Origin of the sequence: Flavobacterium sp. (assembly GCF_044349645.1) — a bacterium.
In the GTDB taxonomy this organism is placed as follows: domain Bacteria; phylum Bacteroidota; class Bacteroidia; order Flavobacteriales; family Flavobacteriaceae; genus Flavobacterium.
The window spans coordinates 19381-45196 of sequence record NZ_JBIKQP010000005.1 but is presented as its reverse complement, the minus strand read 5'-3'; the positions used below and the strand labels follow the sequence as shown (position 1 = coordinate 45196).

The window sequence follows — 25816 nt, the reverse complement described above, 5'->3', positions numbered from 1 at the left end:
TTGGTAAATCTAAATGGAATTTAGGCGAATTTCTTCTCTACAATTTCCATAAAACGAGCAACATATTCTTCTTTTCCTTCCCAATTATCATAGTCAGGTTTAACCATGTCTTCAATGAAATTTTGGGCTTCTTCATAAGTATCAAAAGTGCTTAACTGAGAAACTACGCGATTTAAATCTTCACTACTTCCGGCAAACAATTGTTTTTCAAATGCAATTCTGTCGTTCAATCCGAAAGTTATTGTTTTTGCAAAAGCTTCGTTGATGCTTATTTCTTTATCAAATTCAAAGTTGGGAATCGCTTTTTCTACCTCTTCAATTTCTGCTGAAGCTTCCATTTCAAAAACAGGAGAAAAAACATCCTCTTCGGATTCTGTTTCTTCTCCGTCTCTTAATTCCTCTTGAATTGGATCAAAAACACGTTCAAAAACAGGATCAGAATTAGACCCTAATAAATCTTCAAATGAAATTTGTTTTGCCTCAGTTTTAGATTTTTTATCTTCTTCTTCTTCCACATTGAAAAGCTCAAAGTTAGGCTCGAATTCTCCTTCTTCCTCCTCTGATTCTTCTTCAGATTCTTCAGATTCTTCTTCCTCTTCAGCTTCCTCTTCTTCCTCAGAATCTTCTTCGTCTTCTAATTCTTCTTCTGCAATTTCCTCTTCCGTTTCTTCTTCTTCGTCTTCAGAAAAATCATCTTCTTCAATTTCCTCTTCCGACTCGATTTCTTCAACTAATTCTTGTTGGTTTTCGATTTCTTCAGGAACAACTGCAACTTCTACTTCATCAACTTCTGGTTCGTTTTCTAGTGCTTCGTTGACTAATTCTTGAATATTAGAATTTCCAATGGTTGGTTTTACATCCGAAAAGTTCTCTTCAACAAATTTCAAAACCGACAATTTCTCATAAAGTTTTTGAGTTTCTAAATGCAATTGCGCAAGATCTTCTTTGTTTTTTAGCTTTAAAATTCGGTGTGCTATACTGATTAAATCAGCTTCCAACTTTTTTTTCATAACAATAGTATTATTTTGTGTGAGGTTGTTTCCGTATAAAATGTCTTCTTAAATCTATTATTTAGGCAAAGGAAGAAGTAACCTTTGATAAAAATTTTCTACATTTGAATCGACGTAAAAGTATAAAATTTTCATATCGTTTCGTTAGCGTTACAAAGTAATAAAAACTATTCATTTTAAGAGCAAGAAAAGTAAAAAAATGTTTCTCGAAAATACAGTAAATCATAAAGAACAATTTGGTTGGATTGAAGTCATCTGCGGATCAATGTTTTCTGGTAAAACCGAAGAGTTAATTCGTAGATTGAAAAGAGCGCAATTTGCAAAGCAAAAAGTAGAAATTTTCAAGCCTTCGGTTGATACTCGTTATCACAATGAAATGGTAGTTTCTCACGATGCCAATGAAATTCGTTCTACTCCTGTTCCTGCTGCTGCAAATATTGCAATTTTGGCTCAGGGATGTGATGTGATTGGAATTGACGAGGCGCAATTCTTTGATGATGAAATTGTAAAAATTTGTAATGATTTGGCAAACCAAGGAATTCGAGTAATTGTTGCTGGTTTGGATATGGATTTTAAAGGAAACCCTTTTGGCCCAATGCCTGCGCTTATGGCAACCGCAGAATATGTTACCAAAGTGCACGCCGTATGCACAAGAACCGGAAATTTGGCCAATTATAGTTTTAGAAAAGCAGATGGTGATAATTTAGTTTTGCTGGGTGAAACTGAAGAATACGAACCGCTAAGTCGTGCTGCCTATTTTTATGCGATGAAAGAAAATCAGGAAAGTTCAAAGGCAGCTAAAAAAAGCAAAAAATAAATAATTTAGACTTGAGTTTAAAAGCTGAAAATATAGCCAAAATTTTAAATTCCAAATGGTTTGGATCGTCAAATGCTACCGAAATTTCTCATATTTCAATAGACAGTCGTTCGATGCAAAATGGCGTTGGAACTTTATTTTTTGCATTGGTTGGACCCAATAATAATGGTCATAATTACATTGCTGAATTAATTCAAAAAGGAGTTCAAAATTTTGTTGTTAACTCAATCCCAGAAAATATAAACGAAAAAGCGAATTTTCTAGTGGTGGAAAACACCCTTGATGCACTTCAAAAATTTGCTGGTTATTACCGAAGTTTATTCCATTTTCCAATAATTGGAATCACAGGTAGTAACGGAAAAACGATTGTAAAAGAATGGCTGAATTTTCTTTTGAGCCCAGATTTTTCAATAATTAGAAGTCCGAAAAGTTATAATTCTCAAGTGGGTGTTCCGCTATCAATTATTTCAATAAATGAAAATCACAACCTTGGGATTTTTGAAGCTGGAATTTCTACCACCAATGAAATGAGTAAGCTGGAGCAAATTATTAAGCCAACCATTGGGATTTTAACTAATTTAGGTTCAGCTCATGACGAAGGATTTGCCGATTTTGAGCAAAAAATTAAAGAGAAAGTAGGGCTTTTTGCAAATGCCGAAATCTTAATTTATAAAAAAGAAAAAGTAGTTGAAGCGTTTTTAAATTGGAATTTAAAAACCTTCTCTTGGTCTTTCAATGATTCAACTGCTGATGCATTTATTTCGCAAAAATCACTTTCCGATAAAACGGTGCTAGAAGTAAATTATTCAGGAGAAAAAATTGAAATTACCATTCCATTTAAAGACAATGCTTCAATAGAAAATGCTATTCATTGCCTGATGGTTTTATTGTATTTAAAATACGAAACTTCGGTGATTCAAAGCCGTTTAAAATTGCTTTATCCTGTGGAAATGAGATTGAAAGTGAAAACTGGAATTCATAATTGCACCCTTATTGATGATAGTTATAGTTCTGATTTTCAATCGTTAAAAATTGCTTTGGATTTTCTTGAAAGCCAAAAACAACATGTCAATAAAACGATAATTCTATCTGATATTTTTCAAAGTGGTTTATCCAATGAGGATTTATACTCTAAAGTTTCGGAGTTAATAGTTTCCAATAAAATCAATCGTGTAATTGGTATTGGAGAAACTATTTCCGACTATAAGAACAAGTTCGAAAACTGCATTATCTATAAAAACACCGAAGCCTTTATTGCTGATTTTAATATGATTAATTTTGGTAATGAAACCATCTTAATTAAAGGGGCAAGATTATTTGAATTTGAAAAAATAGTTCATTTATTGGAAGAAAAAACACACGAAACAGTTCTTGAAATCAATCTAAACGCCATTAGTCACAACTTAAATTATTACAAATCTAAGTTGGAACCAACTACCAAAATTATGGTGATGGTTAAAGCTTTTGGGTATGGAAATGGAGGCTTTGAAATTGCAAAACTATTAGAACACCACCATGTAGATTATTTAGGAGTAGCTTTCGCCGATGAAGGAATTACCCTTAAAAATGCTGGAATTAAGTTGCCAATTATGGTCTTAAATCCTGAAAGCACAAGTTTTTCAGCAATTATTCAACATCATTTAGAACCTGAAATTTATAGTTTTAAAGGCTTAAATTCCTTTTTACAAATAGCAAAAAACAATCAGTTGGAAAATTATCCAATTCATATAAAATTGGATACCGGAATGCACCGATTGGGATTTGAAGAAGAAAATATTGAGGCGCTTATTTCAATTTTAAAAGATAATAAGTCGGTAAAAGTGAAAAGTATTTTGTCACACATGGCAACCAGCGATTCCATGGATAATAGAGATTTTGCTCTTTACCAAATTCAATTATTTGAAAAATTATCTTCAAAAATTATATCTGAGTTAAATATAACCCCGATTCGTCATTTATTAAATACTTCCGGAATAAGTAATTTCCCGGAAGCACAATTGGATATGGTTCGCCTTGGAATTGGATTGTATGGCGTTTCGAATAACCCTCAAGAACAGCGATTTTTAGAGAATGTAGGGACATTAAAATCTATAATTTCTCAGATAAGAGTAATAAACGAGGGAGAAAGCGTGGGCTACGGCAGACGATTTATAGCACAGAAAGAAGCTACTATTGCTACAATTCCTATTGGTTATGCCGACGGAATTTCTAGACATTGGGGAAATGGAGTGGGATTTGTAACTATAAACGGTCAAAAAGCTACAATTGTAGGAAGTATTTGTATGGATATGTTGATGGCCGATGTTTCAGAAATTGTTTGTCATGAAGGCGATGAAGTCGTTTTATTTGGTGAAAACCCAACGGTGAGTTTCATTGCTGAAAAATTAGGAACAATTTCCTATGAAATTCTAACCAGCATTTCCCAAAGGGTGAAACGCGTTTTTTATAGAGAATAATTAAAAACCATTTTTATGAAAATGATATCTGAATTTAAGGCCTTTGCGATGAAAGGCAACGTGATTGAATTAGCAATTGGGGTTGTAATTGGAGCGGCATTTGGAAAAATTATCAGCTCTTTAATTGACGATGTAATTACGCCACTGATTCTAAAACCTGCATTAGAAGCAGCAAAAATTACAGAAATTGATCAATTGGTGGCTTTTGGAGGAGTGAAATATGGCGTTTTTATTTCGTCACTAATTAATTTTATTATCGTTTCATTCGTGCTGTTTTTGGTAGTAAAAGCGGTGAATGTTTATAAAAAGAAAAACGGAATTGACGATGATCATGAAAAGAAAGGTCCAACTCAAGAAGAATTGCTAACTGAAATTCGAGATTTATTAAAAAAATAATACCGCTACATTATATATTCTAATTTAAACCACGTCAAGAGCGTGGTTCTTTTTTTGTTACATCCATAACAATTGTTGGATTTTTGTTAAGCTTGTTATTTTGAAATGAAGATTATGTACTTTTGCAAAGCAAATTAATTAAAATTAAAAAAATATGAAAATTGCAGTTGTTGGTGCGACAGGAATGGTAGGAGAAATTATGCTAAAAGTTTTAGCCGAAAGAAATTTCCCTGTAACTGAATTAATTCCGGTTGCTTCTGAAAAATCTATTGGGAAAGAAGTGGAATTCAAAGGTAAATTTTACAAGGTTGTTGGTATGCAAACTGCTGTTGATATGAAGGCAGATATCGCGTTGTTTTCTGCTGGTGGCGACACTTCTTTAGAGTGGGCTCCAAAATTTGCTGCAGCTGGAACTACCGTAATTGACAATTCGTCGGCATGGAGAATGGACCCAACAAAAAAATTAATTGTGCCTGAAATAAATGCTTCAGAGTTAACAAAAGAAGATAAAATTATTGCAAATCCAAATTGCTCAACCATACAAATGGTGCTTGTTTTAGCTCCATTACACAAAAAATACAATGTAAAACGCGTTATCGTTTCCACTTATCAATCAATTACTGGAACTGGGGTTAAAGCGGTTCAGCAATTGGAAAATGAATATTCTGGAGTTCAAGGCGATATGGCTTACAAGTACCCAATTCACCGAAATGCAATTCCACAATGTGACAGTTTTGAAGATAACGGTTACACCAAAGAAGAAATGAAATTGGTTCGTGAAACTAAAAAAATATTAAGCGATAACTCAATAAACGTTACTGCAACAGCAGTACGTGTGCCTATTGTTGGCGGACATAGTGAGGCTGTAAATGTCGAATTTTCTAAAGATTTCGACGTTAAGGAAGTGCGTTCTATTTTAGAAAACACAGCAGGAGTTGTGGTTCAAGACAGCACTGATAATTTTAATTATCCAATGCCTATTTATGCTGAAGGTAATGACGAGGTTTTCGTGGGAAGAATTCGTCGTGACGAAAGCCAAGCAAACACACTAAATATGTGGATTGTAGCTGATAATTTAAGAAAAGGAGCTGCTACAAATACGGTTCAAATTGCAGAATTTTTAGTAGCAAATCATTTGGTATAAAAACCAATTTTGCATGCATTGAATAAATAAAATACGAAAGTTGAAAAGGAATAAAATACTTATTAATTTTTCTTTAGTGATTGCGATATTGTTTTCAATATTGTTTCAATCACACGATTCGTATGCTCACTTTATTAAAGAAAAAGCTGAGGCAGAATGTAGCCATAAAAGTTCATCTAAACACCAAATCACGCACCAGCACCATTCGTTGGAACACTGTTTTGTGTGTGAATTTGCTTTCAGTTCGGCAGTATCATTTTCTGCCTTTGAATTTAAACCACAAAGAATATCATATAAAACCCAGTTTAGTTTTTACTATTCTGACGTTGTTATAACCTTTGATAAAAATTCATACCTTCTTCGAGGACCCCCTGTTTTTATTGTTTAAAAATTAACAAATCAGTTAAAGTGGCTGATTTAAACTGAAATTTCAACATAAAAAAACATAAAAATGAAAAAGATACTAATTGCCCTTTTCATAGGGTTTTCAGCATTTGTAAATGCGCAAAATAAAATATCAGGAAAAATTACAGATAAAGATAATAACCCAATAAAAGGGGTGAATATATTCGTTTCAGAACTTCATAAAAGTTCAGAAACAGATGAAAATGGAACGTACACAATTAATAATATTCCCAATGGAACTATAAAAATTACCTTTACATTACTAGGTTTTACATCCCAAAATAAAACTCTTTTGGTTCAAAATGGGGAGAATACATTGGATGTCATTTTAGAGCCTACTTTGTTTCAAATGGACGAGGTAATTGTGGCCACTTCATTTCATAAATTACAATCACAAAATGTAATGAAAGTAGATCATGAAAGCATTAAGTCATTACAACAAAAAGGGACAGTTACCTTAATTGAAGGGCTTGAAACACTTCCTGGGATTTCTCAAATTTCAACAGGAGCTTCCATTGGCAAGCCAGTGATTCGAGGGTTAAGCGGCAATCGAGTTTTGGTTTATTCTCAAGGCGTTCGACTTGAAAATCAGCAATTTGGAGACGAACATGGATTAGGATTAAACGATGCCGGCGTGGAAAGTGTTGAAATTATTAAAGGGCCTGCCTCTTTACTTTATGGATCTGATGCCTTGGGCGGGGTTCTTTATTTTAATCCTGAAAAGTTTGCGAAATCAAACACATTTGAAGGAGATTTTAGTCAAAAATTGTTCTCAAATACACTTGGAAGCAACACTTCTTTGGGATCAAAAGCTTCATCCGAAAATTGGAAATATCTAGTTCGTGGGAGCAATAGTTTTCATTCGGATTATAAAATTGCAGAAGGGAATCGGGTGACAAACACAAGGTTTAATGAAAGTGATTTAAAGACGGGAATTGGCTATAGCAACTCAATATTTTCATCTGTTTTACGATATAATTTTAACAAACTGGATTTAGGAATTCCTGAAAATGGAATTGCAGAACAAACTACAAGTTCAACTCCCGAATATCCAAAACAAGCGGTTACCAATCATCTTTTAAGTTTAAATTCTACCTTATTTTTCAATACCTCAAAACTGGATATTGACTTGGGATTTATTTCAAATAATCGAAGCGAATTTGAGGATAGCGAAGTTGCAAATTTGAAAATGAAATTGAATACTTTAAATTATAATTTGAAATACCATTTGCCAAAAGCGGGTAAATTAGAATCTATTTTTGGAATTCAAGGTATGGCTCAAACCAATGTAAATTCAGGTTCAGAATACCTAATTCCTAATGCCAATACAAAAGATTTTGGAGTGTTTGGAACGGCAAATTATGAATGGAATTCGAGTGTTTTACAGGCAGGAATTCGTTTTGATAATAGAAATATCAATACTGAAAGTTATGGTGTTTTAGGAGATGAAGGCTCATTTGAAGCAATTGCAAAAAACTACAACAGTTTTAATGGTTCGCTAGGTTTCAAAACTGATTTGACTAAAGAATTTACATTGAGAGTTAATGTAGCTTCAGGTTTCCGAGCTCCAAATTTAGCTGAATTAACTTCAAATGGGGTTCACGAAGGTGCTAATCGATATGAAATTGGAAACAGTAATTTATCAACTGAACAAAATATTCAAACGGATTTAAATTTAGAATATCAAAACAGTCATTTTGAGTTTTTTGCCAACGGATTCTATAATAAAATCAATAATTATATTTATTTAAATCCTTCGGCAATTACAATTGCTGGTTATGATGTATTCAACTATTTTCAAACCAATGCCAAATTATACGGCGGTGAATTTGGAGTTCATTTTCATCCACACCCATTAGATTGGTTACACTTTGAAAGTAGTTTTGAAACGGTAACAGGAGAAAAACAAAATGGAGAATATTTACCGTTTATTCCTGCCAATAATTGGAATAACACCTTGAGAGCAGAATTCAATATTAAAAATTGGTTGAAAGACGGGTTTGCAACTTTGAACGTTTCAAATACGTTCGATCAAAGGAAAGTTAGTGGTTTTGAAACTTATACAGACGGCTATACTTTGGTTAATCTAGGAATTGGAGGGCAAGTAACTTTTTGGAAAACCCATTTTAATATTAATATCAATGGAAACAATCTGTTTAATAAAAACTATATTGCTCATTTGTCAAGATTAAAAAATGATGGTATCCCAAATATGGGAAGGAATATCGTTTTAGGAATCAATTTTAATTTATAAAATGTACATTGCAATAAAATATATTTTATTGATAATAAACTCCCTATTTTTGTGTAAAACTAATCTCATATGAAAAAAATAATTTTAGTAATGGCGGTAACTACTTCCATTGCCACGTTTAGTCAAAATCAAAAAATGGAACCATTAACCTACCCAGAAACAAAGAAAACAGCAACCGTTGATACTTATTTTGGTACTGAAGTTAATGATCCTTATCGATGGTTAGAAGACGACAAATCTTTGGAAACAGCCGCTTGGGTTAGGGAAGAAAACAAAGTTACATTTGATTATTTATCTAAAATTCCTTTTAGAAATAAGATCAAAGAACGAATGGAGAAATTATGGAATTATGAAAAAATTTCTGCTCCTTTCAAAGAAGGAGGTTACACTTATTTCTATAAAAACAATGGGCTTCAAAACCAATCGGTATTATACAGAACCGATAAATCTGGAAAAGAAGAAGTTTTTTTAGATCCTAATACTTTTTCAAAAGACGCTACAACATCTCTTGATGGCGTGAGTTTTTCTAAAGATGGCTCTAAGGTTGCTTATTCCGTTTCTAAAGCAGGAAGTGACTGGAGAACGGTCATTTTCATAGATGCCAAAACCAAAAAAGAAATTGACACACCACTTGTTGATGTTAAATTTAGCGGACTTTCTTGGAAAGGTAACGAAGGGATTTTTTACTCAAGTTATGAAAAACCAAAAGGAAGTGAGCTTTCGGCTAAAACCGACGAACACAAATTGTATTTTCACCAATTAGGAACCGCTCAAAAAACAGACATAGTTATCTTTGGAGATAAAGTAAAACGTCGTTATGTGGGCGGAAGTGTTTCTGAAGACGATCGCTATTTGTTTATTTCCGCAGCAAATTCTACCTCAGGGAACGAGCTTTATTTAAAAGATTTGAACACCCCTAATTCTAAAATAATTCCTATTGTATCTAATTTTGATTTTGATGTTGATGTGATTGATAATTTAGGTTCAAAATTATTTATCCTTACCAATATAAACGCACCTAATAAAAGAATTGTAAGTGTAGATGCAAGTAATCCGGGTACTGAAAACTGGGTAGATTTTATCCCTGAAACCGACAATGTTTTATCTCCAAGTACCGGAGCAGGATATATTTTTGCAACTTATATGAAAGATGCTATTTCGTTAGTAAAACAATATGATTTTAAAGGAAAATTAATTAGAGAAGTGACACTTCCAGGCATTGGAACCGCTTCTGGTTTTGGTGGAAAAGCAAAAGATACCGAATTGTATTTTTCTTTTACAAATTATACTACTCCGGCAACTATATACAGTTTCAATCCTAAAGAAGGTAAGGCTACGGTTTATAAAAAACCAGTTGTAGATTTCAAAAGTGAAAATTATATTTCAACACAAGTCTTTTATACATCAAAGGATGGAACTAAAATTCCAATGATTATTACCCACAAAAAAGGGTTAAAATTAGAGGGGAAAAACCCTACTATTCTTTATGGTTATGGTGGTTTCAATATAAGCTTAACACCAAGTTTTAGTATTGCAAATGCGGTTTGGCTTGAAATGGGAGGAATTTATGCAGTTGCTAACCTTCGTGGAGGTGGAGAATACGGTAAGAAATGGCACGATGCAGGAACCAAGCTTCAAAAGCAAAATGTATTTGATGATTTCATAGCTGCAGCACAATATTTAATTACTGAAAAATATACATCATCTGACTTCTTAGCTATCAAAGGAGGTTCCAACGGCGGTTTATTAGTTGGCGCAGTAATGACGCAAAAACCAGAATTGATTAAAGTAGCACTTCCGGCAGTGGGAGTAATGGATATGTTGCGTTACCACACCTTTACTGCGGGAGCGGGATGGGCTTATGATTATGGAACTGCTGAAGATTCGAAAGAAATGTTTGAATACATCAAAGGTTATTCTCCTGTTCAAAATGTAAAAATGGGTACAAAATATCCTGCCACTTTGGTAACAACTGGAGATCATGATGATCGTGTGGTGCCTGCACATAGCTTTAAATTTGCTGCTGAATTACAAGCAAAACATGTGGGAGCCAATCCCGTTTTAATTCGAATAGAAACTAATGCTGGTCACGGTGCGGGGAAACCGGTTTCAAAAACTATTGAAGAAGCTTCTGATATTCAAGCGTTCACGCTGTATAACATGGGATTTAATAGCTTGCCATAATTAAATTACAGGTTCTAAAAAAGCAGACTAGTTTAAATTAGTCTGCTTTTTTTAATACTCAATTTTCCCCACATACCTCATTGCCTTAACAATTCTGCTTTTTCTTTTATTAATATAAACGGTTGAGTTTGTAGCTTTGTATTTTCTTGGGTTGGGCAAAATAGCAGCAATTCCGGCAGCTTCTCTTGGAGTTAGACTAGATGCGCCTTTACGGTACCAATATTCCGTTGCGGCTTGTGCTCCATAAATTCCATCACCCATTTCAATTGAATTTAAATAAACCTCCATAATCCTTTCTTTACCCCAAATCAATTCAATTAAAACCGTGAAATAGGCCTCAAATCCTTTTCGGATGTAACTTCTGCCTTGCCAAAGAAAAACGTTTTTAGCGGTTTGTTGTGAAATAGTACTTCCTCCTTTTATTTTTTTCCCTTTTTGGTTGTTTTTAAGGGCCATTTTCATAGCAATAAAATCAAATCCATGGTGGGTTAAAAAGGTACCGTCTTCACTTGCAATTACTGCTTTTTGTAGGTTTTTTGAAATATCTTCTAAAGGAACCCAGTCGTGATTGCAAACCATTTCTTTTCCGTCCAATTTCATTTCAATAGCTCTAGTAACCATCAAAGGGGTGAATGGGACAGGAACAAATTTGAAAATTATTACTAATCCAATTGAAATTCCCAAAAACCAAAGAAAAACTCTAAATGCGATTCGGACAAATTTTTTCCACATATAAATTATATTAAATCGGCCAATTCTGTGCCTATTAAACTTCCAATTGCAACTCCCATTCCGCCCAGTCGAACTCCACAAAACACATTGTTTGAAATAGGTTCAACTATTGGGTTTTTTGAAGAGCCAAGTCCCATAATTCCGCTCCAACGATGATCAATTTGAACTTCTTGATTTGGTAAAATTACTTCTTTTAATAGCATTTCCAAATGGTTTTGAATTAATTGCGTTTCGCCAAATTCATCGGTTGCTTCGCCTTGAAAATCTAAATTTCGGCCTCCGCCAAACAGAATTCGGTCGTCAATATTTCTAAAATAATAATAGCCTTTGTCAAAATGAAAGGTTCCTTTTAGGTGTAAATTTGGTATTGGATGGGTAATTAAAACTTGTGCTCGAGCTGGTTTAACTTCGCCTTTAGTAAGTTCGGAAGCGAATCCATTTGTGGCAAATAATAGTTTTTTGGTTTTGAATGAAAAATCTTCAAGCGCCACCTCAACATTGGTTCCATTGTCATTAAATGAATTCACTTTTTGTTGGTTCAAAATCAAAATATCATTTGCGGCAGCTTGTTTTAATAATTCTTGCATCAGATTTCCAGTATCAATTTGGCCCTCAAAAGGGTTAAAAATTACACTTTCAAATATTCCATTAAACCCAAAACGATCTATTTCTTTGGAATATACATCGGCTTTAAATAGGGGTTGCAAAATTTCATTGATAAAAGGAAGTTTATTGGTACATTCCAAATAATCCGATTCGTGTTCTTTTAAAAACAACTCGTATCCGCCAAAAGGCTTGAAATCTAATTTTTCATCGCCAATGCGTTTTCGTAATAATTTAAGCCCTTCCCAGCGTTTTTGAATCAAATTAATTACTTCCTCTTCCGAATGGGATTTTAGGTCGTCAATAATTTCAGACAAACTTCCAAAACAGGCAAACCCAGCATTTTTAGTACTTGCGCCTTGAGGAAGGACGCCTTTTTCAAGTACAATGATTTTACTATTTGGGAATCGTTCACGAAGTCGTAATGCGGCGTGAAGGCCAACAATACCGCTTCCTACAACGGTATAATCAACATTGGCAAACCAATTTTTTATTTCCCAATAACTGAGCTGCATCTTTTTTTATTTCAAATGTAATTAATATTGGTAAATAAATATAATGTTAATCGCTAAACCCTACTTTTTGACAATTAGAAAATAATTATATTAGAAAAATTGAGTACTTTTAAACCTTGAAAAATAATTATAACTATGAAAAAATTACTGATTTTAACATTGATTACCATGAGTGTAAATGCGGTTGTAGCTCAAAATTTAATGTCACCTGAATTACTTTGGAAATTGGGTAGAATTTCTCCATTAGGAATTTCCAAGGACGAGAAAAATATTATTTATAAAGTCTCAACGCCTTCTGTTGAGGAAAACAAATCAAATTCAAAGTATTATTTAGTTCCAGTAATTGGTGGGACAGTGATAGAAATTTCAGATTACAAATCGCTTTTATCTGATAAAAATGTTTCTCCGGACGGAAAATATACCGTTTATAACGAAGAAGTGAAAATTGATAAAGTGCACGGAAAAGATTTTTATCCTAATTTGGATAAATCCAATGCTCAGATATATAATGGATTGGATTATCGCCACTGGGACACTTGGAATGAAGGAAAATTCAATCACGTTTTTTATAAAGAAAACACTGAAAAAGCAGTTGGAATTGACATTATGAAAGGTGAAAATTTCGATGCTCCTCAAAAACCATTTGGCGGTGACGAAGATTATATTTGGTCACCAGACAGCAAAAGTATTTTATACGTATGTAAGAAAAAAGCAGGAACAGCTTATGCTATTTCTACAAATACCGACATTTACGAATACAACATTGAAACCGGTAAAACACAAAATAAAACCGAAGGAAATTTAGGATATGATACTGCTCCGAGTTTTTCTCCAACAGGAAATTTGACTTGGTTGCAAATGAAACGCGACGGTTATGAAGCTGATAAAAACGACATTGTAGTTAGTTTTAAAGGAACAACTATTAACCTTACGGCAAATTGGGACGGAAGTGTAGAAAGTTATATTTGGAGTAAAGACGGAAAGAAAGTCTATTTTCAAGCACCTGTTGACGGAACGCTTCAATTATTTGTCGTTGATTTCCCTGGTTTAACCAAAAAAATGCCTCAAGTTGTTCAAGTTACCAATGGTGATTTTGACGTTTCAGGATTGGTAGGAATTGTAGGTGATACTATTATTTTGACGCGTTCAGATATGAACCACGCTGCCGAATTGTATTCGTATGATTTGAAGAAAAAAGTTTGGAATCAATTGTCTAATGTGAATACAGCAACCTACTCCACATTGGCGTTAAGCAAAACAGAAAGAAGATATGTAACCACAACCGACGGTAAAAAAATGTTGGTTTGGGTAATTTTACCTCCGAATTTTGATGCTTCAAAAAAATATCCAACGCTTTTGTATTGCCAAGGTGGACCACAATCGCCATTGACACAATTTTACTCTTTCCGTTGGAATTTCCAATTAATGGCTGCTAACGGTTACATTGTTGTAGCGCCAAACCGAAGAGGAATGTATGGTCATGGGGTAGAATGGAACGAGCAAATCAGTAAAGATTGGGGCGGTCAAGTGATGAAAGATTACCTATCAGCGATTGACGATGTAGCTAAAGAAAGCTATATTGACAAGTCTAGATTAGGTTGTGTTGGAGCGAGTTACGGAGGATATTCTGCATTTTATTTAGCTGGAATTCACAACAACAGATTCAAAACTTTTATAGCTCACGATGGTGTTTTTAACACGCAAAGCATGTTTGGAACTACAGAAGAAGTTTTCTTTAATAACTGGGATTTTGGTGGTGCTTATTGGGAAAAAGACAACAAAGCAGCTCAAAAAACCTATAATGAGTTTAATCCTGCAAACCACATAGATAAATGGAATGCGCCAATATTAATTATTCAAGGTGGAATAGATTTTAGAGTTCCAATCGGACAATCTCAAGAGGCTTTTCAGGCGGCACAATTACGCGGAATTAAAAGTAGATTCTTGTATTTCCCAGAAGAAAACCACTGGGTATTGAAACCACAAAACGCACAAGTTTGGCAAAAGGAATTTTACAAATGGTTGAAAGAAACACTTTAATTATTTGAAATTATAATACAAAAACCACGGGATAAGTTCCGTGGTTTTTTATTTCAAATGCATTCGTACCTTTGTAAATCAGAATTAGAAAATAAAAATGAACTTCACCTATTCAAAAGCCGAAAAACTAAAAAGCAAAACGACAATTGATTTACTTTTTTCAAAAGGAAAGTCGGTTTCGAAATATCCGTTGCGATTGGTTTATATTGAGGGTGATTTTGGTGAAGGAATTCCTATAAAAATGGGCGTTTCGGTTTCTAAAAAACATTTTAAAAAAGCGGTTGAAAGAAACTATTTTAAAAGAGTACTTCGCGAAACGTATCGCCTGAATAAGCACCTGCTTTTAGATAATTTATCGATGCCTTTTTCGTTTATGTTTTTATATCAAAGTAAGGACAGATTGCCATTTGAGGAAATCAATAAAAAGACAGTACAGTTATTTGAAAAGTTTTTAGAAGCACAAAAAACAGAAATAAAATAAATAAATTCTATGTATAAATACATTAACAAACGATATATAATTCCAGTATTGGCAAGCGGAATGCTGTTTATTGGCGTAAGCTTTAAAGACGATTTTTTTGAAGTTGCCAAGCAAATAGAAATTTTCACGACCTTATTCAAGGCGGTAAATAGTAATTATGTCGATAATGTAAATCCTGGTGATTTAATGGATAAAGCCATCAAAAGTATGTTGGCGGAATTAGACCCTTACACAAATTATTTCAATGAGCAAGATGTTGTTAAATACAAGATTAATAATACTGGTGAATACACCGGAATAGGCGCTGTAATTACTCGAAAAGAAGCAAAATTAATCGTAAAAGAAATCTATAAAAATTATCCTGCAGACAAGGCTGGACTTAAAGGCGGAGATGAAATTATTGAAATTGGCGACATCAGTTTAGCTGATTATAAAGAAGACGCAAGCCAATTGTTGAGAGGTGGAAAAAACGCTAAAGTGGAAATAAAATTCATTCGCCAAGGAAAAACTCAGAAAGCAAATTTAACTTTAGAAGAAGTAGATGTAAAAGCGGTTCCCTACTTTAGCAAAATAGACGAAAAAACAGGATATATTGTTTTGAATCAATTTACAAATAAGGCGGCGGCACAAGTAAAAGAGGCTTTAGAGCAATTAAAGAGAGAAGGTGCGGAAAAAATTGTTTTGGACTTAAGAGGAAATCCTGGGGGTTTATTAAATGAAGCGGTTAGCATTTGTAATTTATTTGTTCCAAAAGATGAAATTATAGTTACTACAAAATCCAAAACCGAGAAACACAATATTACATTTAAAACCAATAGAGAACCTATAGATACTGAAATTCCATTGGTAGTTATTGTGGACGGGAAAAGCGCCTCGGCATCTGAAATTGTCGCAGGAGCGTTGCAAGATTTAGACCGAGCGGTGATTATTGGCAGCAGAAGTTTTGGAAAAGGATTGGTTCAACGACCAATTGATTTATGCTACGGAACGCAAATTAAAATTACCATTTCTCGTTATTTTACCCCTTCCGGAAGATGTATTCAGGCGTTGAATTATTCTAATAAAGACAAAGACGGAAAAGCAATTCGAACTGCTGCAACCGATTATAATGCCTTCAAAACTAGGAAAGGACGAACCGTTTATGATGGCGGTGGAATTCTTCCTGATGTTATTCTAGACGAAACGAAACTTAGTAATATTTCAGAGGCTTTGATTAAAAACGACGGTATTTTCAATTTTGTAACCGAGTATTATTATAAAAATCCTAATTTAGGAACAACTATTCCTGTAATTTCCGATCTGGACTTTACTAATTTTAAAGCGTTTTTAAAGCGTGAAAAATTCTCATTTGATACAGAAACTGAGTTGGCGCTAAAAAAGACTTTAGCGGCCGCAAAAAAGGAAAAATTAGACACTTCAATAGCAAATGAATACCAACAATTGCTTTCAGCCTTGCAAAAAAGTGAGGAAAATTTGCTTAATCAAAATCAAAAGGAAATCAAAAATCTAATTCTAGATGAGATAATCAAGCGTTATCAATACAAAGAAGGACTTTATTTGTATTACACCAAAAACAATTCTGAAATTAAAAAAGCAGTCGGAATTTTGAATAATGAAATTGAATACAAAAAAATTCTAAACTAGAATTTACTTACTGATTTTCATTTCAATGTGCGGAATATCGTCTTCTAAATACGTTTCTGAAGTCGCCTCAAATCCATGTGATTCATAGAATTTCTTCAAATACAATTGTGCAGAAATAGTGATATTTTGCACCTTAAATAGATTGTTGATTTCAAAGATAGATTGGTCAATTAATTCATGACCGAAATTTTTATCTCGGTGTTTTTCAGCAACTACAACTCTTCCAATGGAAGAAAATTCGAAATAATCGCCCGGTTTAAACAATCGGGAATATGCAATTATTTCTCCTTCAAGTAATCCAAATAAATGCAATGCCTTTTGATCTTTGTTGTCGATATCTTGATAAACGCAATTTTGTTCAACCACAAATACTTCCGATCTTAATCTCAATATTTGATATAATTCTTGCGTTGAAAGCTCGTTGAAGATTTTGGTTTTCCAGATAATTGACATCTTTTAAAATTTATTTTTTAATGAATTTAACCGATTTAATTATCGCCTCCAATTCAAACATTAGGTCTCTTTTTTTCATCGATGGAGCATAACAAAATCCTTCTAAAACCACAATTCTACGATTTCTATAATCTTTAATACAGTAATTGATAAAAGGCCCCGACATAAAATCGTTTTTCATTTCCCAAGTTCCTTTGGTTTCAAAAGCAGTTCTTTTTGCCAATTTCGTTTTCATGAAATACGGTGCATAAGCTTGCTCGGTGATCATTTTGGAATACCGTTCGGTTCCATGAATATAGAGCGCCCCAATAGAATCTCGGGTTTTAATAATGTTTTTAATTAAGCTAGATTTATAACTTGATTCGATTTTTTGAATTGGTATTTGATAAATCAAAATGCTAGTGCTGCCACCGGTGATTTCCTTTTTGTACCACATGAATTTTTTTCTAGACAAAACACTATTGTAACCTTTTGGAATATTGATATCAATTTTAAATTTCTTTTTTATTCGGTCCGATTTTATAATCGAAGTATCGATAACTCTTTGGTTTTCGACAATTTCGGTTTCCCGCATCAACTTGATAATTTCAGCGGTGTGTTTGTCAATAACATCTAAAATTTCATTGGTGTTTCTGCCTGAGATATAGAAAATATTTTGCGGAGTGGCAAACTCATTTTTTTTAATTACAAATTCGCTTGTGGTCGATTTTTTTATAACAATACTGTTACGGCTATTTACTACATACCCTTCCAAAAACTTAATAGGATATTGATTGATGGTGAACTGGGGTTCTTCTTGCGGTAGTCCAATTACCGAAGTGGCAAATTTATTTCTAATTGTGTCTCCAATCTCGCCTTTCCATAGTTGGTCGTCAATTAAAACAGAAATCGTATTGATGTCGCCAGTAGTTTTTTCATTGGCATCGTCACCTTTGTTTTTACAGGAAATGAAAAACAAAGCTGTAAGCAGCAAAAAAAAATGGACTTTATTCATATTGTTTTAAATGAATTAAAGTCCAAATTTAAGTAAAGATATTGTATTAACCGCTAATTTTTAATTTCATTCCCGGCTTGAGGTTTTCATTACTAATTCCGTTCCATTTTTTAATATCCGAAACGGTAATTCCTGGATACTTTTTAGCAATTTTATAAAGTGAATCTCCTTTTTGAACGTAATAATGTTCTTCTTTTACTTTAGTTTTTGAAGCTGATTTATCCTTTTTGGCTGTTTTCTCAACCGCCACAATTTCCGTTTTTGCAACTATTAAGGTACTGCCTAATTGGATGTTATTATCGGTAAGATTGTTCCACAATTTAAGATCGTCAGTAGAAACCTTGTACTTTTTTGCTATGTTTCCAAGGTTGTCCCCTTTAACAACGACATATTCCTGAGTTTTATATTCTGTTTTTAAGTCTACTTCAGTATCGGAATTTAAAGTGTTATTTTCTTTTTCAAATGCTAATTTCAGCTTTAATCCCAACGTAATATTTCCGTTAGATAAATTATTCCATTTTTTAAGATCGTCTATCGAAACAGAATATTTCTTAGCAATATTGCTCAGATTATCTCCTTTTTGAACTACATAATATTCTGGCGATTTTGTTTCGGTAACTGGAGTTTCCTTTTCGGTTTTAGTCGCTTTTTCATTTGCGGCAAGCACTTCATTTTTCGTTTCAATCGCTTTATTATCGGTTCTAATTTCTCTCTTAACTTTAGAGGCTACCTTTTCAGAAATTTTGATTTTCAAGACTTTCCCTTTTGCAACACTATTCTTTTTCAGATTGTTCCAGTCTTTAATTTCTTCAACTGTTACGCCGTATTTATTGGCTATAGAACTTAAATTGTCCCCTCTTTTTACCTTGTGCTTTTTAGTGGTTGTAACCAATGTTACTACTATCTCTTCCTTGAATTTAGTTTCTGCAACTACTGGTTTTTCGGCATCGTCTGCTGGCTCTTTTTTAACCTCAGCAACATCTTTTGATTCCACGTCTTTTGGATTTAAAGCCACATTATCGTAACTGTATATTTTCAACATCTTACCCCGTGGAGCGTAGGTTCCCTTAATTCGATTCCATTTTTTAAGTTCGGATACAGAAACTCCAAATTTATTGGCAATTTCGCTCAAGCTATCACCACGTTTAATTTTATAGAATTTAGTTTTTGTAACTACATGACCGTCTTCTGCTTCGTTATCTTTCGAAGCGTAACGACTTTCGTATGGACGTTCTCTTTTGCTCGTTTCATAATTCACATAAGCATAGATTTTATCTTCGTTGGAAGTATAAATCGCCACTTTATCATTTGGCATGCGCAAATAGTGGTTTTCGCCTTCAATGAAAGGAACTACATCTCTTTTATAAGCTGGGTTCAGCAATTGCAATTGTGATACTGGAATGTCAATTAAATCGGAGATTTGCTTGAAAGTAATTTCCCTTTTTACCATTATGGTGTCGGTTGCAAAGTGCTTAATTACCGCTCTATTAGGAACAATTCCGTGCTCTTTATGGTATTCGTAAATGTACATTGTCGCTAAAAATGCAGGAACATAACCTTGTGTTTCTTTTGGCAAATGTTTTCTAATATTCCAAAAGTTTTGCTGACCTCCCGATCTACGAATGGCTTTCGCAACATTCCCTGGACCTGAATTATAAGACGCCAAAACCAAGTCCCAATCGCCAAAAATTTTATACATATTCGACATGTACAACGCCGCAGCATCACTCGCTTTCAGAGGATCGCTTCGGTCATCAACATAAGTGTTAATGTTTAATCCGTATTGTTTTCCCGTTTGAAACATAAATTGCCACAAACCAGTAGCTCCCACTCTTGAAACTGCTTTAGGGTTCAATGCCGATTCTACAACAGCCAAATATTTTATTTCCAAAGGCACGTTTTGTCTTGCCATCGCTTCTTCAAACATGGGAAAATAATACTCAGAAATAGCCATTAATCTTTCAAATGATTTCTTTCTGTTTTTCAAAAATGATTTGATTATATTTTCAAGCCCTTGATTGTATTCGATATTAAAAGGCGATTTCGCGTCCATTAAAGCCAACCTAGATTTTAATAATTCAGTAGGCAATTCAAAATCTACTTTCTTGTCGATATTGATATTTTTAATATCAACAGATAGGTCGTTATATAAGTCTAAATTCGATAATTCTTTCATCCACAAACTGTCTACACAGGAAGCAATATTATCTTGAACAAAGGTAGATTTTATAGAATCGAGGTATTCGTTTTTCGTTTGCTTTTTCAATGCTCCTGTAGGATCTTGAGCGAAGGTATTTAGTGATAAAATTAGAAAAAAGCCGAGGGTTATTTTTTGTATATTCATAAATATTAATGTCAAAATGCTACATATCAATTCATTAGATATTGTGCAAATTTAATAGTAATAAACGTAATTAATCTGAAATTAGTGTTAAAACTAATTTTTATTCTAAAATTGCAGCAACTCCTGGCAGGGTTCTTCCTTCCAGCATTTCAAGCATGGCGCCACCTCCCGTAGAAACGTAGCTCATTCTATCTTCCAAACCAAATTGCTTCACTGCCGAAACAGAATCGCCACCGCCAACTAATGAAAACGCTCCATTTGCAGTTGATTTTGCAATATAATTTCCTAAAATAATCGTTCCATTGGCAAAAGCTGGTAATTCAAAAACACCCAACGGGCCGTTCCAAAGAATCGTTTTCGACTCCATAATTACTTTTCCAAACGCTTCCAATGATTTTGGTCCTGCATCAAGTCCTTGCCAACCGTCCGGAATTTCTCTCACATCCACGATTTTGGTATTTGCGTCGTTTGAAAAAGCATCTGCAGCAATCACATCCACTGGAATATGAATTTGAACGCCTTTCTCTTTGGCGATTTTCAAAATCTCTAAAGCCAATTCCATTTTATCGTCTTCGCAAATAGAGTCTCCAATTTTCCCACCCAAGGCTTTCACGAAGGTAAAAGTCATTCCGCCGCCAATAATCATATGATCAATTTTATCTAAAATATTCTCTATAACGGTAATTTTTGAAGACACTTTTGACCCTCCAAGAACTGCGGTTACTGGTTTTTCACTGTTTTTCAAAACTCGATTCAAACTCTCGATTTCTTTAGTAAGTAGCGCGCCAAAGCATTTTTTACCTTCAAAAAATTGAGCGATAATTGTGGTTGAGGCGTGCGCTCTGTGGGCAGTTCCAAAAGCGTCGTTCACATAAATATCGCCTAAAGACGCTAATTGTTTTGCAAATGCCACTTCGCCAGCTTCTTCTTCAGCATAAAAGCGAAGGTTTTCAAGCAATAAAACTTGGCCTGGTTGTAAATTTTTCGCGGCATTTTCGGCAATATCACCCACGCAATCCGAGGCAAAAAGTACTTCGGTTCCTAGAATTTCTGAGGCTTTTTTTACGATGTGTTTCAATGAATATTTTGCTTCAACGCCCTTTGGTCTTCCAAGGTGGGACATTAAAATTACGCTTCCTCCATCTGCAAGAATTTTGTCTATGGTTGGTTTTGCGGCTTCAATTCTGGTGGTATCGGTAACGTGGAAATTCTCGTCTAGAGGCACATTAAAATCGACTCTAATTATTGCTTTTTGGTTTTTAAAATTGAAGTCTTGAAGCGTTTTCATTGAAATGGGTTTTATTAGAAATTAAATTAGTGCCAAAGATAGTAATTTTAGATTTCCGATTTTAGAATTCTGATTTTAGAATTTTAATAATGGAAAACAAATAATTATTACATTTGAAATAAATAAAGCGGAAACGCACTTCGTTAATCAACCTAAATTTGAAGAGATAATCGAAAGTTTGTTGCGCCTATATAGCTATACTTTTAACCATCCCAATTGATGAAACTATTTCTAACCCTGTTTCTAACTTCTTACTCCGCTTTATTTGGTCAAAAACTGAACTTTGACGTTATGGCGCAATATTCGACTAGTTATGATAATTCGATTTATGATAGAATTGCTTATGCTATAACTACTAACGACAATTATGTTATGCAAATTATTAATCTGCCTGACGGGCCTCAAGTTGCTCATGTTTATGATATAAAAGCACTAAAGGAGCACCTGTTTATTTTTACTGAATCGATTGATGAAAACGGCGTAAAAAAATATAAATTTAATTATACCCATTCCCTAAATCGTGTAAAATCTCCAGGAGGTGCTATTTATTTTGATTATATACCTGTTTCACAAGCGGATAGTTTTGAAATAGTGAAATTGAATTGTTATAAAAACAAAGCAAAAACCAAACTTTCCAATAGTTTGGAATTAAAAATTATTAAATCGGAGCTCAATCTATTTCGACTGTACCGTTTCACCTGTTTTCATATTAGTGAATTTATTCCTGAACTGGATTATAAAGGCGCAGGATTGGTAACAAATTGCGTTTCAAATGATGGCAAAAGAACAGATACCCTTAAAGCTTTTGGAGAGGTAAGCTTTGAATTAACTATTCCAAATTAAAAGGCTAGATTTTTTTAAATTTGCAACTTAAAAGTAAGAAATACCGCCTTATATTTATGAAAAAAAACATCTTTAGCCTTTTATTGTTAACTGCTTTTTCGGTGTTTTCTCAAAACGCTTCAGAAGTAACTAAAAACTCCCTAAATCCATTCACTTTTCAAGGTTATGGTGAAATATATTATGGTTATGATTCGTCAAACTCGACAAATAATGAAAAGTCTAGTTTCCTTTATAATCATAAACGAAACAACGAAATCAATATAAATTTAGCATACGTAAAGGGGTCATTCAGCCAAAATAATATTCGGGCAAATGCCGCATTTATGCTTGGAAATTATAGCCAATACAATCTCTCGACTGAGCCAAATTGGGCGCAATATATTTTTGAAGCCAATGTAGGTTTCAAGATTTCAAAAAAGCAAAACATTTGGTTGGACGCAGGAATTATGCCTTCTCACATCGGTTTTGAAAGTGCAATTAGCGCGGATTGTTGGACTTTGTCGAGAAGTATTCTTGCTGAAAATTCTCCTTATTATGAAACCGGAATCAAATTATCTTATACTAATAAATCAGAAAAATTTAATGCTTCCTTAATCGTATTAAACGGATGGCAAAAAATTAAAACCCCCGATTACTTCAAACAACCCTCCTTTGGTTTACAACTCAATTACAAACCAAACTCTAAATTAATTTTGAATTACAGTAACTTTATAGGCAACGATAGGCCCGACGGTATTAACTCATGGCGATTGTTTCATAATCTTTATGCAATCTACGAACCTTCAAACACGTTTGGAATTATTGCGGGATTTGACATTGGAACGGATAAGTTAGACCTAACAACTAATGGAACTTGGTACTCCCCTGTTTTAATTGTTAAACAAAGCGTAACCGATAAAACTAAAATTGCTGTAAGAGGTGAATATTACAGCGACCCAAAACAAATAATTGTTTCAACTGGAACCGCCAATGGCTTTCAAACTTTTGGCCTTTCTTCCAACATTGACTATGATCTCAACAGCAAAATTAAATTCAGAATTGAAGGTAAAATGTATCATTCTAAGGACAAAATAGTTGCAAATGAGAACCAAAATTATTCGCTTACAACAAATATGACAATCAAATTTTAAATTTAAACAAAGTGGCAACAAATAAAACTACCGAAACTGAAATCGCCGTAACTGACTTTATCAATTCATTTGTAGACAATGAACAAAAGAAGCAAGACAGCTTTGAATTAATTGAATTAATGAAAAAATGGTCGGGTTTTGAACCTAAAATGTGGGGGCCAACGATAGTTGGTTTTGGAAGTTACCATTATAAATATGCTAGTGGCCACGAAGGCGACTCGTTGCTAATTGGGTTTTCCCCACGAAAAAATGAATTCTCACTTTATATAGTGGCGCCAGATAAAGACTATAGCTCACTTCTTGACAAACTAGGTAAATACAAAATGGGAAAAGCGTGTATATACTTTAAAAAATTGTCGGATCTTGATTGTGGTATTTTAGAAGCGATTTGTAAAGAGACAATTATACATTTAAGCAAATAGTTTATGAAATTACTTATATTTTCTTTCTTAATAACCTTATTTCCCATAGTAATTGGACTCTACTTAAAGTACATAACAGCTAAATTTTTTACTAAATTTCCTAAAGTAATTTCAATATTAACTACCGGCATAATTGGAATGATTTGTATGATATCCGCTGTGATATTGAGTGCAAATTCAATTGATTCAAAATGTGCAAATGGAGCTATTATTTTTATTCCTATCGGGATGGGAACAACAGTTTTTGGAATTTTGATAAATTTAAAAAACAATATATTTAAATTTTAAGCCAATCCTTCTTCACACAAACCCTTGCGCTCTTTGCGGTTAATTTTTTTTCACCACAAAAGAAACAAAAGACACTTAAATATCTAAATGCACAATAGTTAATCCCTTTGCGTGCCTTGCGTAAAACTTTGCGCTCTTTGCGATTAAACAAATAAATAGAATCTGAAATAAATTCAGATGGACAAAATAGGGTGTTTCCCAACTTTCTATTATCTTTGCTTTATGCTGTTTTCCGAAATATTAGGACAAGAATACATTAAAAATCATTTGACAAAAAGCGCGTCTTCGGGCAGGATTCCTCATGCACAATTGTTTGTAGGGCCAGAAGGTTGCGGGACTTTGGCGATGGCAATTGCTTATGCTCAATATATTTTATGCCATAATACTGACGGCGAAAACACCAACGGAAACGAATCTTGTAACCTAAAATTCAATTCGATTTCTCATCCCGATTTGCATTTTATTTTTCCAACCGTAACCACTGAGGACGTAAAAACCAAACCCAAAAGCTTGGATTTTATGGCAGATTGGCGTCAATTTGTTGCTGAAAATCCTTACGGAGGACTTTTTGATTGGTACAAAATTCTAGGGGTTCAAAACAAGCAAGGGGAAATTCGAGTAGACGATGCTCAGGAAATTTTGAAATTACTTTCCTTAAAATCCTATGAAGGCGGACACAAAATTGTAATTGTTTGGATGGCCGAAAAAATGAATGTAACTGCCTCCAACAAGCTTTTAAAATTACTAGAAGAACCGCCAGAAAAAACTGTTTTTATCTTAATTGCAGAAAATGAAGAAGATATAATTCAAACTATTTTATCGCGTTGCCAAGTGTTGCATTTTGGTGGTTTGAGCGAAAAAGTAATAGCCGATAGTTTGATTCTTAAAGAGAATATTGAAGCAAGTTTAGCCGATAAAATTGCGCATCAATCACAAGGAAATTACAATAAAGCGTTGCTTTTGCTAGACGAAGAAAGTGAAGAACTTCCTTTTGAAGAATGGTTTGTTTCTTGGGTTCGTGCCGCTTTTAGAGCCAAAGGTAATGCCGAAGCAATTCAGGATTTGATTCTCTGGAGCGAACAAATTGCAGGTTTAGGAAGGGAAACACAGAAAAAATTTTTGAACTTTTGCATCGATATGTTTCGCCAGGCTTTAATGCTGAATTACGAAACAAAAAAACTGGTATACATGGAAACAAAAGTGCCTAAATTCCAATTGGAAAATTTTGCTCCATTTGTAAACGGAAATAATATAAATGATATTTTTAAGGAACTTTCCGACGCGATGTATCACATAGAACGCAACGGAAATGCAAAAATAATTTTAACAGATTTATCAATAAAACTAACTCGTTTAATTCACAAAAAATAACC

General features: G+C 33.8%; 20 protein-coding genes. 13 read left to right on the top strand and 7 right to left on the bottom strand.

The genetic code is table 11. The features are described 5' to 3' along the window. Positions 1-20: 20 nt before the first annotated feature. Positions 21-1010, bottom strand: coding sequence for a DUF8457 domain-containing protein (locus AC9UFV_RS02020; RefSeq protein ID WP_509572249.1), 990 nt, complete (start codon positions 1008-1010; stop codon positions 21-23). A gap of 199 nt (positions 1011-1209) precedes the next feature. Here AC9UFV_RS02020 and AC9UFV_RS02015 point away from each other — a divergent pair, with 199 nt between their 5' ends. From AC9UFV_RS02015 to AC9UFV_RS01990, 6 genes are all read left to right on the top strand, one after another. Then, a complete protein-coding gene (locus AC9UFV_RS02015; RefSeq protein WP_509572248.1) occupies positions 1210-1827 on the top strand; it encodes a thymidine kinase in 618 nt (205 codons plus the stop codon). Positions 1828-1838: 11 nt separating this feature from the next. After that, the gene (locus AC9UFV_RS02010) at positions 1839-4283 is read left to right on the top strand and encodes a bifunctional UDP-N-acetylmuramoyl-tripeptide:D-alanyl-D-alanine ligase/alanine racemase (protein ID WP_509572246.1); all 2445 of its coding nucleotides are present in this window, start codon (positions 1839-1841) and stop codon (positions 4281-4283) included. A 15-nt stretch (positions 4284-4298) separates the two neighbouring features. After that, positions 4299-4679 carry a large conductance mechanosensitive channel protein MscL gene (mscL, locus tag AC9UFV_RS02005; protein WP_509572244.1) on the top strand — a complete coding sequence of 127 codons (381 nt, stop codon included), beginning with the start codon at positions 4299-4301 and terminating at the stop codon, positions 4677-4679. Positions 4680-4833: 154 nt separating this feature from the next. After that, entirely contained in the window at positions 4834-5823 is a 990-nt protein-coding gene (locus AC9UFV_RS02000) for an aspartate-semialdehyde dehydrogenase (protein ID WP_509572242.1), read from the top strand. A 451-nt stretch (positions 5824-6274) separates the two neighbouring features. Beyond that, on the top strand, positions 6275-8482 hold the full coding sequence (locus tag AC9UFV_RS01995; protein WP_509572240.1) for a TonB-dependent receptor: 2208 nt from the start codon (positions 6275-6277) through the stop codon (positions 8480-8482). Between the two features lie 69 nt (positions 8483-8551). Then, positions 8552-10666 (top strand): prolyl oligopeptidase family serine peptidase, encoded by a 2115-nt coding sequence (locus tag AC9UFV_RS01990; RefSeq protein WP_509572238.1) that lies wholly within the window; start codon positions 8552-8554, stop codon positions 10664-10666. 51 nt (positions 10667-10717) lie between these two features. Here AC9UFV_RS01990 and mtgA read toward each other — a convergent pair whose 3' ends face one another. Together mtgA and AC9UFV_RS01980 are read right to left on the bottom strand one after the other, a co-directional pair. Continuing rightward, positions 10718-11398 carry a monofunctional biosynthetic peptidoglycan transglycosylase gene (mtgA, locus tag AC9UFV_RS01985; protein WP_509572236.1) on the bottom strand — a complete coding sequence of 227 codons (681 nt, stop codon included), beginning with the start codon at positions 11396-11398 and terminating at the stop codon, positions 10718-10720. A gap of 5 nt (positions 11399-11403) precedes the next feature. Beyond that, positions 11404-12516, bottom strand: coding sequence for an NAD(P)/FAD-dependent oxidoreductase (locus AC9UFV_RS01980; RefSeq protein WP_509572234.1), 1113 nt, complete (start codon positions 12514-12516; stop codon positions 11404-11406). A gap of 135 nt (positions 12517-12651) precedes the next feature. Here AC9UFV_RS01980 and AC9UFV_RS01975 point away from each other — a divergent pair, with 135 nt between their 5' ends. From AC9UFV_RS01975 to AC9UFV_RS01965, 3 genes are all read left to right on the top strand, one after another. Then, complete coding sequence (locus AC9UFV_RS01975; RefSeq protein ID WP_509572232.1) at positions 12652-14556, top strand: S9 family peptidase; 1905 nt, start codon at positions 12652-12654, stop codon at positions 14554-14556. A 97-nt stretch (positions 14557-14653) separates the two neighbouring features. Beyond that, positions 14654-15037, top strand: a complete 384-nt coding sequence (gene rnpA / locus AC9UFV_RS01970) for a ribonuclease P protein component (protein ID WP_509572230.1) — start codon at positions 14654-14656, stop codon at positions 15035-15037. Positions 15038-15046: 9 nt separating this feature from the next. Next, positions 15047-16681 carry a S41 family peptidase gene (locus AC9UFV_RS01965; protein ID WP_509572229.1) on the top strand — a complete coding sequence of 545 codons (1635 nt, stop codon included), beginning with the start codon at positions 15047-15049 and terminating at the stop codon, positions 16679-16681. Between the two features lie 3 nt (positions 16682-16684). Here AC9UFV_RS01965 and AC9UFV_RS01960 read toward each other — a convergent pair whose 3' ends face one another. From AC9UFV_RS01960 to AC9UFV_RS01945, 4 genes are all read right to left on the bottom strand, one after another. Beyond that, a complete protein-coding gene (locus tag AC9UFV_RS01960) occupies positions 16685-17134 on the bottom strand; it encodes a GNAT family N-acetyltransferase (protein WP_509572227.1) in 450 nt (149 codons plus the stop codon). A 10-nt stretch (positions 17135-17144) separates the two neighbouring features. Further along, complete coding sequence (locus AC9UFV_RS01955) at positions 17145-18128, bottom strand: DUF4837 family protein (RefSeq protein WP_509572225.1); 984 nt, start codon at positions 18126-18128, stop codon at positions 17145-17147. A 46-nt stretch (positions 18129-18174) separates the two neighbouring features. Beyond that, on the bottom strand, positions 18175-20472 hold the full coding sequence (locus AC9UFV_RS01950) for a LysM peptidoglycan-binding domain-containing protein (RefSeq protein WP_509572223.1): 2298 nt from the start codon (positions 20470-20472) through the stop codon (positions 18175-18177). A 100-nt stretch (positions 20473-20572) separates the two neighbouring features. Continuing rightward, positions 20573-21760 carry a phosphoglycerate kinase gene (locus AC9UFV_RS01945; protein WP_509572221.1) on the bottom strand — a complete coding sequence of 396 codons (1188 nt, stop codon included), beginning with the start codon at positions 21758-21760 and terminating at the stop codon, positions 20573-20575. Between the two features lie 219 nt (positions 21761-21979). Here AC9UFV_RS01945 and AC9UFV_RS01940 point away from each other — a divergent pair, with 219 nt between their 5' ends. The 4 genes from AC9UFV_RS01940 (at position 21980) to AC9UFV_RS01925 (ending at position 25814) form a co-directional block, all read left to right on the top strand. Continuing rightward, positions 21980-22603: a hypothetical protein gene (locus AC9UFV_RS01940; protein ID WP_509572219.1), complete on the top strand. Its 624-nt coding sequence runs from the start codon at positions 21980-21982 to the stop codon at positions 22601-22603. Positions 22604-22659: 56 nt separating this feature from the next. Beyond that, positions 22660-23733, top strand: coding sequence for a porin (locus tag AC9UFV_RS01935; RefSeq protein ID WP_509572217.1), 1074 nt, complete (start codon positions 22660-22662; stop codon positions 23731-23733). 11 nt (positions 23734-23744) lie between these two features. After that, the gene (locus AC9UFV_RS01930; protein ID WP_509572215.1) at positions 23745-24155 is read left to right on the top strand and encodes a DUF1801 domain-containing protein; all 411 of its coding nucleotides are present in this window, start codon (positions 23745-23747) and stop codon (positions 24153-24155) included. A gap of 510 nt (positions 24156-24665) precedes the next feature. Beyond that, positions 24666-25814: a DNA polymerase III subunit gene (locus AC9UFV_RS01925; RefSeq protein WP_509572294.1), complete on the top strand. Its 1149-nt coding sequence runs from the start codon at positions 24666-24668 to the stop codon at positions 25812-25814. Positions 25815-25816: the final 2 nt, after the last annotated feature.

Excerpts from the sequence above, each read along its gene's own strand:
- AC9UFV_RS01975 (WP_509572232.1), top strand. The coding sequence starts at position 12,652 with ATGAAAAAATTACTGATTTTAACATTGATTACCATGAGTGTAAATGCG.
- AC9UFV_RS01925 (WP_509572294.1), top strand. The coding sequence starts at position 24,666 with ATGCTGTTTTCCGAAATATTAGGACAAGAATACATTAAAAATCATTTG.
- AC9UFV_RS01935 (WP_509572217.1), top strand. The coding sequence starts at position 22,660 with ATGAAAAAAAACATCTTTAGCCTTTTATTGTTAACTGCTTTTTCGGTG.
- AC9UFV_RS01980 (WP_509572234.1), bottom strand. The coding sequence starts at position 12,516 with ATGCAGCTCAGTTATTGGGAAATAAAAAATTGGTTTGCCAATGTTGAT.
- AC9UFV_RS01965 (WP_509572229.1), top strand. The coding sequence starts at position 15,047 with ATGTATAAATACATTAACAAACGATATATAATTCCAGTATTGGCAAGC.
- AC9UFV_RS01945 (WP_509572221.1), bottom strand. The coding sequence starts at position 21,760 with ATGAAAACGCTTCAAGACTTCAATTTTAAAAACCAAAAAGCAATAATT.
- AC9UFV_RS01950 (WP_509572223.1), bottom strand. The coding sequence starts at position 20,472 with ATGAATATACAAAAAATAACCCTCGGCTTTTTTCTAATTTTATCACTA.
- AC9UFV_RS02020 (WP_509572249.1), bottom strand. The coding sequence starts at position 1,010 with ATGAAAAAAAAGTTGGAAGCTGATTTAATCAGTATAGCACACCGAATT.
- rnpA (WP_509572230.1), top strand. The coding sequence starts at position 14,654 with ATGAACTTCACCTATTCAAAAGCCGAAAAACTAAAAAGCAAAACGACA.
- mscL (WP_509572244.1), top strand. The coding sequence starts at position 4,299 with ATGAAAATGATATCTGAATTTAAGGCCTTTGCGATGAAAGGCAACGTG.
- AC9UFV_RS01940 (WP_509572219.1), top strand. The coding sequence starts at position 21,980 with ATGAAACTATTTCTAACCCTGTTTCTAACTTCTTACTCCGCTTTATTT.
- AC9UFV_RS01960 (WP_509572227.1), bottom strand. The coding sequence starts at position 17,134 with ATGTCAATTATCTGGAAAACCAAAATCTTCAACGAGCTTTCAACGCAA.
- mtgA (WP_509572236.1), bottom strand. The coding sequence starts at position 11,398 with ATGTGGAAAAAATTTGTCCGAATCGCATTTAGAGTTTTTCTTTGGTTT.
- AC9UFV_RS01990 (WP_509572238.1), top strand. The coding sequence starts at position 8,552 with ATGAAAAAAATAATTTTAGTAATGGCGGTAACTACTTCCATTGCCACG.
- AC9UFV_RS02015 (WP_509572248.1), top strand. The coding sequence starts at position 1,210 with ATGTTTCTCGAAAATACAGTAAATCATAAAGAACAATTTGGTTGGATT.
- AC9UFV_RS01995 (WP_509572240.1), top strand. The coding sequence starts at position 6,275 with ATGAAAAAGATACTAATTGCCCTTTTCATAGGGTTTTCAGCATTTGTA.
- AC9UFV_RS02000 (WP_509572242.1), top strand. The coding sequence starts at position 4,834 with ATGAAAATTGCAGTTGTTGGTGCGACAGGAATGGTAGGAGAAATTATG.
- AC9UFV_RS01955 (WP_509572225.1), bottom strand. The coding sequence starts at position 18,128 with ATGAATAAAGTCCATTTTTTTTTGCTGCTTACAGCTTTGTTTTTCATT.